Below are 12,526 nucleotides of genomic sequence, written 5' to 3'. Positions count from 1 at the left end.
AGACTCGATCGGGGCCGCCGCGACCCGGCGGTCCCGAGTCGGCATGGAGGAGGCCCGCCGTGCAGGTGGCCGAAGCGTTGGCGCAGCGCGCCGACGGGCAGCGCCGCGTCGAGCAACTCATGGCCCGGGTGACCGATAGCGCCCGCTACCAGGAAGGCGAGACGCCCGTCGAGGATGCGCAGGCCCTGCTCACCGAGATCGACGCAGTGCTCGATCAGCAGGAGTCGTTGATCCGCCGGATCAACCGGACCAACGCTGCGACACCGCTCGGGGACGGCACGGTCACCGATGCTCTCGCCCGCCGCGACGTGCTGCGCTACCGGCACCGGGCGGTCACGGCGGCAGCCGACGCAGCATCTGGTCGCGGAGGGCGTGACCACGGACGCCACATGCGGTCCGAGCTGGTCAGTCTGCCCGCTCTTCCGGTTGCCGAGCTGCGGGCCGAAGCGGATCGGATCGCGCAGGAGATCCGCGAGCTCGACATCCGGATCCAACGGGCCAACTGGGAGGTGGAACTGCTCGACTGAGCAGCCTCATCGACCGATGAGCAGGTAGTCGCCGCGGAGCGAGCACGAGCCGAGGTCCGGCGGCCAAACCGGTCTCGCAGTGCACGAGGGGCAGTGCAGCGGTGTACACCGACGTACGGCGCAGCCCAGCACAACAGCACTGCGCATGGTGCACATCGCACAGATCACCACCAGGTGCTGGTCACGGCGGCGAGGGAGGGGACGGGGACCTGGCTCATCGTGGCGCGGTGGCTGACTGCGAGCCTGCGCGGTGCTGCCGGTGGCACGCGGGCCGCATCGGCCTAGTCCACGCGGGCCAGCAGGAATGCGCGGAGTTCGGCGAGGAACCGGTCGTGCACCTCCAGTTGGGCCCAGTGGCCGCAGTCGGGAACCTCGACGTACCGGGCGTCCGGTGCTCGGCGGGCGGCCTGCTCGGAGCCTTCCGGATCGACGAGGAGATCGTCCGCGCCGTGGAAGAACAAGGCGGGGACCGTCAGTCCGGACATCCGGTTCAGCAGGTTGTTGCGCATCGAACCCGGACCGATCGCGTTCTTGGCGTAGAGCGCGTAGGCGTAGCCGGCCCCGGGGCGGCGAGCTTCGCGGACGTACTCGTCCAGCAGGCCGGGCGGCAGGCGTCGCCGGTGGTTGACCGCGCTGCGCAGGAACTGACGGGAGAACCGGTTGGCGGCGTCGCTGAGCGGGCGCAGCCAGCCGTCCGGGATGCGGGAGGCCGCCCACACCGAGCTGTGCAGCAGCAGGTTGCCGTACCGGCTGATCAGCCCGCCGGCTGCGATCGCGACGACCGCGACGCACCGGTCGGGGTGGCGCAGGGCGAACTGCAGCGCGACTTCGCCACCCATCGACACCCCGCAGACCACGACCTGCTCGATACCGAGCGCATCGAGCAGGGCACGCAGTCCGTCGGCCATTTCCCCGCTGGTGCGCTTCGGTTCGATCCCCTCGGTGTAACCGAACCCGGGCAGGTCCGGGGCGAGCACTCCGCGATCTCCGGCCAGCGGGGTGATCAACCGGCACCAGGAGATCGCTGCGTTGTCCGCGCCACCGCCGTGCACCAGCAGCACCGGCGTCCGGGCGCTGCGATTCCTCCCGCGCAGCACGCGGTAGCTCCCACCGGAAGCAGCTGCGTGCTGGACCTCGGTCCCAGGTGGGACGCGAGGGGCGTTGGCGGTTTTCGGCACTGTCACGCTCCGTTCGGCGTCCGTGGCGGTGGCATACCGCCTGCTGGGTCTGGTCGCCGGTTGCTCGGTTTGCCGGTCCTGTTGCTGGTTTTTCTGTTGCTGGGCAGGAACTTTCGGTGGGTGATCCTGCATGTTGGCTTCGTGCAGCCGATTCGGCCAAATGACCGGAGCGGCTCGGAAGCGCAAGTCCTTGGGGTGGTGCCCTCTCCGCGCCGGCAGGTGTTGGGCGGCCGCCTGCGGTCAGCACCGGTGCATTGGGGCATCACCCGGGCATCACGGTGCATTGGGGCATCACCCGGGCAAGCCGGGGCCCCGGCTCGGCGGTGTCCCCGGCGGGGACCGAGCGGCGTCGGTCCCCGCACTCCGCGCCACCCGGGTGGTGCCGGGTCCGCGCTCCGGCCGCCCGGTGTTCACCAGCCGCGTTCGCGCCACTCCGGAATCTTCGGGCGTTCGGCGCCCAGCGTGGAGTCGTCCCCGTGACCGGGGTAGAACCACGTGTCATCGGGGAGCTCGGCGAACACTCGCGCGTCGAGATCGTCCATGAGACTGGTGAAGTCGGTCGGATTCGTCGTCCGGCCCGGACCGCCGGGGAAGAGCGAATCCCCGGTGAACAGGTGCGGCCTCCCGTTCGGGTCGCGGTAGAGCAGCGCGATCGACCCGGGTGTGTGTCCGCGCAAGTGGATCACCGAGACGCTCGTGTTGCCGACGGCGATGCTGTCGCCCTGCTCGACGAGGCGGTCCGGGGGGACCGGCAATTCGTCGGCATCCGCCGGGTGGGCGACCGTGTAGCAGCCGGTCTGCCCGGCGACCGATCCGAGCGCCTGCGTGTGGTCCGGGTGCCGGTGGGTGGTGACGATCGTGCGCAACCGGGGCCGTTGTTCGTCGTGGCCGAGCAGGTCGGTCAGCCGATCGGCATCGTTGGCCGCGTCGATGAGCAGCGCATCTCCGGTCTCCCGGCACACCAGCAAGTAGGCGTTGTTGTCCATCGGTCCGACCGAGAGCTTGCTGATCGTCAGCGCGTCGAGAACGCGCTTGCTCGCCGGTCCGCCCGATTCGACGTGTCCCGTGTACTGTTCTTGATCCTCCACGGTGCCGAGCCTAACGTCCGGCGCGGTCGACGAGCGTTCGTGCTGCGCTCTCGTGGGTCACGTGCCGACGCTGCCGCGCGAAGGAGCGATCAGCGCGTACATGACGACCACGCACATCGCGATCACGACCAACGACCAGAGCGGGAACGCGCCGAGAAAGGCGAGGTGGCCGATCGCGGCCAGGCCCGCCAGCACGACACCGGTCGCGCGCGCCCACGTCTGCCCGAACAGCGCACCCATGCCGACGGCCACTTGCAGGACGCCGAGTCCGAGGAAGATCCATCCCCAGGAGGCGTAGTCGAGCACCAAGAGCTCGCCCGGCGCGGCGACGAAGTAATCGACGCGGAAGAACGCGGTCAGACCACTGATGATGTTGAAGACACCGATCAGCAGGATGAGTGATCCGCCGAAGGTCAGCCATCCGGACAGCGTGTCGGTCTCCGCGGGCTCGCGGGTGTCGCCAGCGGCGGTCACCGCCCAGTGCTTGTTGCCACCGGGGGAGCGAGGTGCGGCCGATTCCGAACCGCCCGCTCCCGAACCGCCCGCTCCCGAAGGTTGCTCGGCCGTGGCCTGCTGTCCTGCTGGCTGGGCCGCTGATCGACGGGCGGCCGACTGCTGGTCGCCGGTCTGCTGGTCGCCAGTCTGCTGGTCGCCCGGCGTGTGCTGCGCACCGGTGCCTTCCTGGGGTTGCGATCCCTGCTGTGAGCGGGGTGTGTCGTCGGGATTCGGTCCCTGCGCACTGGTCATGGCCCACGCTCCCGTCGCTCGACCGCATGCCTGCCCGGCCCAGCATGGCTTCTTCTGCTCCCACCTGCATGTCCGGAAAGACCGTTCTGCTCGGTGATCTCGGTGGTGGTGCGCTCGCAGACCTGGTCCGCGTTGCGGTGGGTCGGGGGCGTGCGCCGGAAGCAGGGTGGGTGCGTGATCGCCGTGAAGATGCGGCGGGCGTGCGCGCCGGGGCCCGCGGACTGTGCGGGATGCGCGCACAGCGGCGTGACTACAGCCAGAACGGCAACGCGGGCGCATCGCCGGCGATGTCCTCCGACGCCCCGCGTCCCAACAGCCACCCGAGCACAGCGCCCGGCGGCCCGTGGGCATGAGCCGGGGCCGTGGTGGTGCCACGCAACGACCAGCTGCGTTCGTGGTCTCCGAAGTCGGCCGTGACGATGAGAGCGGGCACGTCCGCGCGGCCACCGAACTCCTGGACGGTGTCTTCGAGCAGTTGTTCGGCCTCGGTGAGCGGGATGTCGTCGAAACCCACGCCGCAGTCCAGGTCGATCGTGTGCACCCGTACTTCGAGCAGCCGTGCGCGGAGCACGTCCATGGCCGGAACTGCGCGCAGCAGCTCGTCGCAGACCTCGTTCAGCCACGCATGGCTCGGTAGAGCCTGCGCTGCAGCGGTGAACCGGTCGGATGCCGCTTCGAGCTCGTCGAGGAGTACTCGTCGATCGCGCCGTGCGCCGTTGTCGATGTCCGCGTCGCGATCGGCCGGGCTTGGATACATCGGGTGTTCGATTCCGGTTCGTGCCCAGGTGAGCGCGTTGACGCGCGCGTCGGCGTCCCGGGACAGGTGCGCCAGGACGTGTGCGCGGGTCCACCCGGGTAGCAAGCTGGGTTCGTGAACGGAGGTCTGGTCCATCGCGGCGGTCGCGTCCAACAGGTCCCGGGTGGCTTCGTCCACGGCCGCCGTCCCGGCGGAAGCCTGTCGAGCGAGTTGGGCGGCGGTGGCCGGGGAGAGGCGGTTGTGGCCATCGCTGTCGAGTGCGGTGTCGGCCATGATCTTCCTCGCTGGAGGGAGCGTGCACGCGGCGCGATACCGAGGCTATTCCGCAGGCCACAGGCAGGACAGTGCCCGTTCCGGGGGTTTTTGCGTATCGTCGGAGGCGCGCCCGGCGCGTCACTCGGGCGGGCGAGACTCGGCGGAGCGACCGACACCAGGGGTTCCGGGCCTGTCGGTGGTCTGGACTAGCGTGGTCCCGGCGAACACGAAGGCAGTGACGTCGAGCACTCGCCGTGGCCTGAGAAGTCGAATCGGGCATACCTGCGCGGGCCGTCGTTGTTGTCCCGTTGCGCCGGTACGCACTGCTGGTGCGTCCACGTCCACGCGAGAACTCTTCGAAGGGATCACAGTGGCTGACCGCCTCGTCGTCCGCGGCGCCCGTGAGCACAACCTGCGCGGGATCGATCTCGACCTGCCGCGGGACAGTTTGATCGTGTTCACCGGGCTGTCCGGCTCCGGGAAGTCGAGCCTGGCGTTCGACACCATCTTCGCGGAAGGCCAACGTCGCTACGTGGAGTCGTTGTCCGCCTACGCCCGGCAGTTCCTCGGGCAGATGGACAAGCCGGACGTCGATTTCATCGAGGGCCTGTCCCCGGCGGTCTCGATCGACCAGAAGTCGACCAACCGCAACCCGCGGTCGACGGTCGGCACGATTACCGAGATCTTCGACTACCTGCGCCTGCTGTACGCGCGGGCAGGCAAGCCGCACTGCCCGGTATGCGCGGAGGCGATCAGCAAGCAGACGCCGCAGCAGATCGTCGACCAGGTGCTCGACATGCCGGAGCGCACCAAGTTCCAGGTGCTGGCTCCGGTGGTGCGCGGGCGCAAGGGCGAGTACGCGGATCTGTTCGAGCAGCTCCAGTCGCAGGGCTACGCCCGGGTGCGGGTGGATGGCGAGGTGCACTCGCTGGACTCCCCGCCGAAGTTGAAGAAGCAGGAGAAGCACGACATCGCCGTGGTCGTGGACCGGCTCACGGTGAAGGCCGGTGCCAAGCAGCGGCTCACCGACTCGGTGGAGACCGCGCTGCGACTGGCCGACGGTCTGGTCGTCCTGGAGTTCGTCGACGTCGCCGAGGATGACCCGAAGCGGGAGCGCCGGTTCTCCGAGCACCTGGCCTGCCCGAACGGTCACGAACTGGACGTCGATGAGCTCGAACCCCGGTCGTTCTCGTTCAACTCGCCCTACGGTGCGTGCCCGGAGTGCGGGGGTCTCGGCATCCGCAAGGAGGTCGATCCGGAGCTGGTCGTCCCGGACGAGGACCTGGCGCTGGAAGAGGGGGCGATCGCCCCCTGGGCCGGTGGGCACACCGCTGAATACTTCACCCGGTTGCTGACCTCGTTGTCCGAGTCCATCGGCTTCCGGATGGACACTCCGTGGAGCAAGCTGCCTACGAAGGTCAAGAAGGCGGTGCTGCACGGCACGACCGATCAGGTGCACGTCCGCTATCGGAACCGCTACGGCAGGACTCGGTCGTACTACGCCAATTACGAGGGCGTGATCCCGTTTTTGGAGCGCCGTCTGGATCAGACGGAATCCGATTACGCTCGGGAGAAGTACGAAGGCTACATGCGCGATGTGCCGTGCCCGGCGTGTGACGGAGCTCGGCTCAAGCCGGAGATCCTGGCCGTGACGCTGGAGGACGCGGAGCACGGGGAGCTGTCCATCGCCGGGGTGAGTGCGCTGAGCGTGCAGGACTGCTCGGATTTCATCGATGGCTTGGTGCTGGGTGAGCGCGAGCAGATGATCGCCGGACAGGTGCTGCGCGAAGTCCAGGCGCGCCTGGGATTCCTGTTGGACGTGGGGCTGGACTACCTCTCGCTGGATCGGCCGGCGGGCACGCTGTCCGGTGGGGAAGCGCAGCGGATCCGGTTGGCGACGCAGATCGGTTCGGGTCTGGTCGGCGTGCTGTATGTTCTCGACGAACCGTCGATCGGGCTGCACCAGCGGGACAACCACCGCCTGTTGGAGACGCTGACCCGGTTGCGTGACCTGGGCAACACCCTGATCGTCGTGGAGCATGACGAGGACACGGTGCGCAGTGCCGACTGGGTCGTCGACGTCGGGCCCGGCGCGGGTGAGCACGGTGGCCAGATCGTCCACAGTGGTCCCTTCAAGGAGCTGTTGGACAACGAGCAGTCGCTGACCGGCGACTACCTCGCGCGGCGCAAGCGGATTCCGCTGCCCGAGGTGCGCCGCCCGGTGGACCGCAAGCGCCAGCTGACCGTGGTCGGTGCGCGGGAGCACAACCTCCGCAAGATCGACGTCTCGTTCCCGCTGGGCTGCCTGATCTCGGTGACCGGCGTGTCCGGTTCCGGAAAGTCCACGCTCGTCAACGACATCTTCGCTTCGACGCTGGCGAACAAGCTCAACGGCGCTCGCCAGGTCCCCGGACGGCACACTCGGATCAAGGGCCTGGAGCACGTGGACAAGCTGGTTCAGGTGGACCAGTCGCCGATCGGCCGCACTCCGCGGTCGAACCCGGCGACGTACACCGGGGTCTTCGACCACATCCGCAAGCTGTTCGCGGCAACGACCGAAGCCAAGGTGCGCGGGTACCAGCCCGGCCGGTTCTCGTTCAACATCAAGGGCGGCCGGTGCGAGGCGTGCGCGGGCGACGGCACGTTGAAGATCGAGATGAACTTCCTGCCGGACGTCTTCGTGCCGTGCGAGGTGTGCAGGGGAGCCCGGTACAACCGGGAAACCCTGGAAGTGCACTACAAGGGGAAGACCATCGCCGAGGTCCTCGACATGCCGATCGAGGAGGCCGCCGAGTTCTTCAAGCCCATCAAGGGAATCCACCGCCACCTGCAGACGCTGGTGGACGTGGGGCTCGGCTACGTGCGGTTGGGGCAGCCCGCGCCGACGCTGTCGGGTGGTGAGGCCCAGCGGGTGAAGCTCTCCAGCGAGCTGCAGAAGCGCTCGACCGGACAAACCGTCTACGTCCTCGACGAGCCGACCACCGGGCTGCACTTCGAGGACATCCGCAAGCTGCTCGGCGTCGTCAACGGCCTCGTTGACAAGGGCAACACGGTGGTGATCATCGAGCACAACCTCGACGTCATCAAGACCTCGGACTGGATCCTGGACATGGGCCCGGAGGGCGGCTCCGGTGGCGGGATGCTGGTGGCGCAGGGCACCCCGGAGGACCTCGCCGGGAACGACGAGAGCTACACGGGTCGGTTCCTCGCGCCGGTGCTGGCCGAGAGCTGAGCCGGTCGGGACCCCGAGTTCGGTTGCGCGCCCCGGGATTCCGGGGCTCCCGTTCCGGGTGCGCCAGTCCGCGGTACGCGGACTGCGGGGATCATCCGGACTGCTGCGAGCGGGGAGCGGCCAGGAACCGGTGCGCTGCGCGCAGGCACGGCGCGCACGTCTGCCAGAACCAGGCGAGGCCATCGTCCTGGGCTGCGAGGCGGTGCCCGCAGAGCGTGTCGACCCGGACCGCGTTCGGGGAGCTGGTTTCCGCTGCGTCCAGGGTCGCATGGCGCATGCCTTCGGCCGGAACCCAATGAATCCGTTGCACACGGAGACCTCCGATCTTCGGAGCGCCGCGCTCGGGACTGATCGTCGGGGCGGCGCATTTGCTGGTAAGGGGTGACCACTGGGCGTCGCCGGGGAGTCCTCGGACATCGCGTCCGCCTGCCCGCCCCGCGCCGAACCGGAACGACCGGGCTCGGATCTGCTTCCCAGGCGATCAGTGGTACCGGTGGTACCGGTGGTGCGGAACCAATTGAACGCCAGTTCGACTGGGCGGGGCAATTCACCTTTCGGGCGATCTCGTGGACTGATCACCGCTTTGTAGGGTGTGCACCATGGCCGGTACCAGCACGGGGCGCGGAACCCTGGGCGCTCAGCTGCGGGATGCGCGGGAGTCGGCGGGCATCGGCTTGCGCCGGCTCGCGTTGAAACTGCACACGTCGCACGCGACGCTCTCCAGGTGGGAGAGCGGAGCGCGGCGACCCGGTCCACGCGATGTCGAGGCGTATCTCGACCAGGTCGGCGCCTCCGACGAGCGGCGCGCAGAGCTGGTCCGGTTGGCCGCCGAAGAGCCGCCTGCGGAGGGCTTCGCGCTCGGGGGCTGCTCCGATCGGCTGGCGGCGCTGCTGGCGATCGAGCGCGAGGCCACCCGCATCACGAGCGTGTCCCCGCTGCTGGTCCCGGACTTGTTGCAGACCACCGACTACGCGCGAGCTGCGCTGGTCGGTTCGGGAGCGTCACCGTCCGAAGTGGACCTCGGTGTAGCGGTCCGCGCAGGACGGGCGAGGGTCGTCACCGCCGAGCGGATCCCGGTCCGGGTCTTCCTCGGCGAACATGTGCTGCGCCAGCGCATCGGGGGCGCGGCCGTGATGGCCGAACAGGTTCGGGCGATGCGGGAGATGTGCCGCACTTCCGAGGTGGAACTGCGCGTCGTTCCGGACGGAGCGGGCTGGCACCCCGGTCTCGACGGCCCGTTCTGGATCGGCGAGCGGGCCGACGCGTCGCCGGTCGTGCGGATCGAGACCCGGCTATCCGCGGTCCTGCTGCACCAGGTCGACCAGGTCGCTTCCTACGAGCGGGCCGCGGCGCAGGTGGCGGACGCCGCCCTCGGCGTTGCCCGTTCGGCGGACCTCCTGGCAGCGGCCTCGGACGAACTGGACCGGGAGCTGCGGAGCTCGGCCGGGAACGGCCCGAGCTGAACCGCGGTGCCGCCGAGCGCGGCGCCGACCGGGTGATCCCGCGTGCGGAGCACGCCGGATCCGCCGGAATTTGCGCGGGGTCGGCCGGTGGACGGCGCCGGTCAGTGGACGGGGCCGGTGTACTTCTCGCCCGGGCCCTGACCGGGTGCGTCGGGCACCGCCGAGGCTTCGCGGAAGGCGCGCTGCAGCGTCTGCAGTCCGTCCCGGATCGCACCTGCGTGCGGCCCGAGGTACTCGACCGACGAGGTGACCAGTCCGGCGAGTGCGGTGATCAGGCGCCGCGCTTCGTCCAGATCGCGCGCAGGCGGGTCGTCCGGGTTCTCCGCCGCCAGTCCGAGCTTGTCGGCGGCCGCCGACATCAGCATCACAGCCGCCCGGCTGATGACCTCGATGCTGGGAACATCGGCGAGTTCGCGGACGTTGACATCGGTGTCCGCGTCGTGTGGACGCTCACCACCGTCGTTCGGGGTGCCGCCGCCCGGGACGCCGTAGCCCGGGACGTCACCGCCCGGGACGTCACCGCCCGGGGTGTCGTCGGGGAGTTCGCCGTTCGGGGGCGGGGTTGCCTGCGGTTCGGTCACGGCTGATACCCTGACATTCGCGACCAGCCCCTGCGCAGGCGGGGGCGGCAAAGTGGAGTCCCGCTCCCACCCGCGTTGCTGACTCTCAAGGCATCCGGGTCCCGGTCCTGCAGGCCTTCCGGCCCGCAGCAACGGACGGTATTGCGGTACCGGTTCGATCGGTTGGAGTGAGGGTTCGCGCGGTCCGCTGCGGCCCCGCGTTCCCCGTGCACTCAGGGCGAGCTCTACGCGCCGCGGTGCAGCACGTACGCCATCGAACCGAGGAGGGCCCATCAGCTCCGAGACGCGCATCAACGACCGCATCCGGGTTCCGGAAGTCCGGTTGGTCGGACCGAACGGCGAACAGGTCGGGATCGTCCGCATCGAGGACGCGCTCCGGCTTGCCCAGGAAGCGGATCTGGACCTTGTCGAGGTCGCCCCGCAGGCGCGCCCGCCGGTCTGCAAGCTCATGGACTACGGCAAGTTCAAGTACGAGAGTGCGCAGAAGGCTCGCGAATCGCGCCGCAACCAGCAGCAGACCGTCATCAAGGAGCAAAAGCTCCGGCCGAAGATCGACCCGCACGACTACGAGACGAAGAAGGGCCACGTGTCCCGCTTCCTCGGTCAGGGTCACAAGGTGAAGGTGACGATCATGTTCCGCGGTCGTGAGCAGTCGCGTCCCGAGCTGGGCTTCCGCCTGCTGCAGCGCCTGGCCGACGACGTCTCCGAACTCGGGTTCATCGAGGCCAATCCGAAGCAGGACGGCCGGAACATGATCATGGTGCTGGCCCCGCACAAGACGAACAAGACGAAGGCGAAGGCGACCGCTTCGTAACGGCGGTGGACTCCGCCGGTCTTCGACTTGCAAGTGACGCCGGGCAGGGGACTGCGGTCTCGTGCCCGGCATCCGTACGAAACGAGGACTACGAGATGCCGAAGAACAAGACCCACAAGGGCGCGGCCAAGCGGTTCAAGGTGACCGGCTCCGGCAAGCTGCGGCGCGAGCAGGCAGGTCGGCGGCACATCCTGGAGAAGAAGTCCAGCCGCGTGACGCGGCGTCTGGAGGGCACCGAAGCGGTGGCCAAGAACGACGTCGATCGCGTCAACCGCATGCTGGGGCGCTGAACACCCCCGACGACGCTCCGGCCGGAGTCGTTCAGCAGCCAGACCAGCGTTCCGCTCGGGCGGTTCCCCGCCCCCGATGAGATGACAGGACGGACCCCGTGGCACGCGTGAAGCGGGCGGTCAACGCCCAGAAGAAGCGCCGCACGATTCTCGAATCGACTCGTGGCTACCGTGGACAGCGCTCCCGGCTGTACCGCAAGGCCAAGGAGCAGATGCTCCACTCGATGACCTACTCCTACCGCGACCGGCGCGCCCGCAAGGGCGACTTCCGGAAGCTGTGGATCACCCGTATCAACGCCGCGAGCCGGCAGAACGGCCTGAACTACAACCGCTTCATGCAGGGCCTCAAGGCCGCCGGGGTGGAGGTCGACCGCAAGATCCTGGCTGAGCTGGCGGTCAACGACCCGCAGGCGTTCACCGCGCTGGTCGACACCGCGCGCAAGAACCTGCCGGAAGGTGCCGCCTGAGCACCGAAGGCGCATCGACCGGACCGCGACCCGGGACGACTCCGCTGACCGAGCGGTCGTCCCGGGTCGCGTTCGCTCGCAAGCTGACCAAGCGCCAGGGCCGGGAGAAGGCGGGGGCCTTCCTCGTCGAAGGAGCGCAGGCGGTGGGCGAAGCGCTCGCCGCACACCGCACCGGTTCGCTGCGGGTCCGCGATGTGTTCAGCACCGGTCAGCAGCAGCATCGGCCACTGCTCGAACACGCCGCGGACGCAGCCGTCCCGGTACACACCGTCACTGAGCGGGCCGCCGCCGGCCTGTCCGAAACCATCACACCGCAGGGGCTGGTAGCGGTGTGTGATCTCCCCGGCGCATCGGTGCACGCCGCCCTGGCCGCGCAACCCCGGCTGGTCGCGGTCCTGGTCGGGATCGCCGATCCGGGCAATGCCGGTACGGTCGTCCGCGTCGCCGACGCCGCAGGCGCCGATGCGGTGCTGTTCGCCGGGGACACCGTCGACGCCTTCAACGGCAAGGCGGTGCGCGCGTCCACCGGGAGCCTCTTCCACCTGCCCGTGGCCCGCGACCGCGATGTCCCGGCCGTGCTCGGTGCCTGCCGTGCGGTGGGTCTGCGGCTGGTCGGTGCCGACGGCAACGCCGCGGCGGACCTCGACGAGGCGGACCGGTCCGGCGCGCTGTCGTTGCCGACGGCCTGGGTGTTCGGCAGCGAGGCGCACGGACTGGCGGATCCGGTGCTCGCCGAACTGGACACCGCGTTGCGGGTGCCCATCCACGGCCGCGCGGAGAGCCTCAACCTGGCCACGGCCGCCGCCGTCTGCCTGTACGCCTCCGCCCGCGCGCAGCGCGCCTGAAGGGGCTCCGCCACCGGCACGTCGTTCCCGGTGCGGGGGCCGCCCGAATCCCGATCCCGTCGCCCGGTTCCCGCTCCGAACCGTTCCGGCGGGCACGTGGTGTGCGAGGTCGGAGCACGTCCGTGGCGGAACTGCGCGCAATCCCGTCGGGGGTGTCGCATAGACTCGGTGCGCCAGCTTGTGGTCAAGTCCGCATGCCAACGAGCAGGTTCCGCCTGCCGGACCGGGTGGTGATCCGGGCGGGAGGAGGGCCTGTCGGATCAACGGGAGTCACGCACTAAC

At 69.4% G+C, this 12,526-nt stretch carries 13 protein-coding genes; 7 read left to right on the top strand and 6 right to left on the bottom strand.

Going from position 1 to position 12,526, the window contains the following annotated elements:
* Positions 1-77 precede the first annotated feature (77 nt).
* Entirely contained in the window at positions 78-527 is a 450-nt protein-coding gene (locus tag IQ251_RS13405) for a DIP1984 family protein (RefSeq protein ID WP_228046794.1), read from the top strand.
* Positions 528-808: 281 nt separating this feature from the next.
* On the opposite strand, the gene IQ251_RS13400 is transcribed toward IQ251_RS13405, so the two are convergent.
* From IQ251_RS13400 to IQ251_RS13385, 4 genes are all read right to left on the bottom strand, one after another.
* Positions 809-1,624 (bottom strand): alpha/beta fold hydrolase, encoded by an 816-nt coding sequence (locus tag IQ251_RS13400; protein WP_193928889.1) that lies wholly within the window; start codon positions 1,622-1,624, stop codon positions 809-811.
* 491 nt (positions 1,625-2,115) lie between these two features.
* On the bottom strand, positions 2,116-2,793 hold the full coding sequence (locus IQ251_RS13395; protein WP_193928888.1) for an MBL fold metallo-hydrolase: 678 nt from the start codon (positions 2,791-2,793) through the stop codon (positions 2,116-2,118).
* Positions 2,794-2,850: 57 nt separating this feature from the next.
* Positions 2,851-3,540, bottom strand: coding sequence for a DUF7144 family membrane protein (locus IQ251_RS13390; protein ID WP_193928887.1), 690 nt, complete (start codon positions 3,538-3,540; stop codon positions 2,851-2,853).
* A gap of 250 nt (positions 3,541-3,790) precedes the next feature.
* The gene (locus IQ251_RS13385; RefSeq protein ID WP_193928886.1) at positions 3,791-4,570 is read right to left on the bottom strand and encodes a maleylpyruvate isomerase family mycothiol-dependent enzyme; all 780 of its coding nucleotides are present in this window, start codon (positions 4,568-4,570) and stop codon (positions 3,791-3,793) included.
* Positions 4,571-4,922: 352 nt separating this feature from the next.
* Here IQ251_RS13385 and uvrA point away from each other — a divergent pair, with 352 nt between their 5' ends.
* A complete protein-coding gene (gene uvrA, locus IQ251_RS13380) occupies positions 4,923-7,784 on the top strand; it encodes an excinuclease ABC subunit UvrA (protein ID WP_193928885.1) in 2,862 nt (953 codons plus the stop codon).
* 91 nt (positions 7,785-7,875) lie between these two features.
* On the opposite strand, the gene IQ251_RS13375 is transcribed toward uvrA, so the two are convergent.
* Positions 7,876-8,094: an HC3 family zinc finger protein gene (locus tag IQ251_RS13375; protein WP_370591382.1), complete on the bottom strand. Its 219-nt coding sequence runs from the start codon at positions 8,092-8,094 to the stop codon at positions 7,876-7,878.
* 289 nt (positions 8,095-8,383) lie between these two features.
* Here IQ251_RS13375 and IQ251_RS13370 point away from each other — a divergent pair, with 289 nt between their 5' ends.
* Positions 8,384-9,247, top strand: a complete 864-nt coding sequence (locus tag IQ251_RS13370; RefSeq protein ID WP_193928883.1) for a helix-turn-helix domain-containing protein — start codon at positions 8,384-8,386, stop codon at positions 9,245-9,247.
* A 101-nt stretch (positions 9,248-9,348) separates the two neighbouring features.
* Here the strand turns inward: IQ251_RS13370 and IQ251_RS13365 are convergent, their stop codons facing one another.
* On the bottom strand, positions 9,349-9,639 hold the full coding sequence (locus IQ251_RS13365; protein ID WP_193929018.1) for a DUF1844 domain-containing protein: 291 nt from the start codon (positions 9,637-9,639) through the stop codon (positions 9,349-9,351).
* 460 nt (positions 9,640-10,099) lie between these two features.
* Here IQ251_RS13365 and infC point away from each other — a divergent pair, with 460 nt between their 5' ends.
* The 4 genes from infC to IQ251_RS13345 all read left to right on the top strand — a co-directional run bounded on the left by infC (position 10,100) and on the right by IQ251_RS13345 (position 12,244).
* Positions 10,100-10,642 (top strand): translation initiation factor IF-3, encoded by a 543-nt coding sequence (gene infC / locus IQ251_RS13360; RefSeq protein WP_193929017.1) that lies wholly within the window; start codon positions 10,100-10,102, stop codon positions 10,640-10,642.
* 95 nt (positions 10,643-10,737) lie between these two features.
* Positions 10,738-10,932 (top strand): 50S ribosomal protein L35, encoded by a 195-nt coding sequence (gene rpmI, locus IQ251_RS13355; protein ID WP_193928882.1) that lies wholly within the window; start codon positions 10,738-10,740, stop codon positions 10,930-10,932.
* Positions 10,933-11,030: 98 nt separating this feature from the next.
* A complete protein-coding gene (rplT, locus tag IQ251_RS13350; RefSeq protein ID WP_193928881.1) occupies positions 11,031-11,399 on the top strand; it encodes a 50S ribosomal protein L20 in 369 nt (122 codons plus the stop codon).
* Positions 11,400-11,482: 83 nt separating this feature from the next.
* The gene (locus tag IQ251_RS13345) at positions 11,483-12,244 is read left to right on the top strand and encodes a TrmH family RNA methyltransferase (protein ID WP_228046820.1); all 762 of its coding nucleotides are present in this window, start codon (positions 11,483-11,485) and stop codon (positions 12,242-12,244) included.
* Positions 12,245-12,526 lie beyond the last annotated feature (282 nt).

The sequence above is a fragment of the Saccharopolyspora montiporae genome (assembly GCF_015209505.1).
In the GTDB taxonomy this organism is placed as follows: Bacteria; Actinomycetota; Actinomycetes; order Mycobacteriales; family Pseudonocardiaceae; genus Saccharopolyspora; species Saccharopolyspora montiporae.
Note: the sequence above shows the minus strand (reverse complement) of the source record. Positions and strands in the feature narration are given on the sequence as shown.

What these genes read in the sequence shown, in the direction of transcription:
- IQ251_RS13390 (WP_193928887.1), bottom strand. Translation starts at nt 3,540, where the DNA reads ATGACCAGTGCGCAGGGACCGAATCCCGACGACACACCCCGCTCACAG.
- IQ251_RS13385 (WP_193928886.1), bottom strand. Translation starts at nt 4,570, where the DNA reads ATGGCCGACACCGCACTCGACAGCGATGGCCACAACCGCCTCTCCCCG.
- IQ251_RS13370 (WP_193928883.1), top strand. Translation starts at nt 8,384, where the DNA reads ATGGCCGGTACCAGCACGGGGCGCGGAACCCTGGGCGCTCAGCTGCGG.
- rpmI (WP_193928882.1), top strand. Translation starts at nt 10,738, where the DNA reads ATGCCGAAGAACAAGACCCACAAGGGCGCGGCCAAGCGGTTCAAGGTG.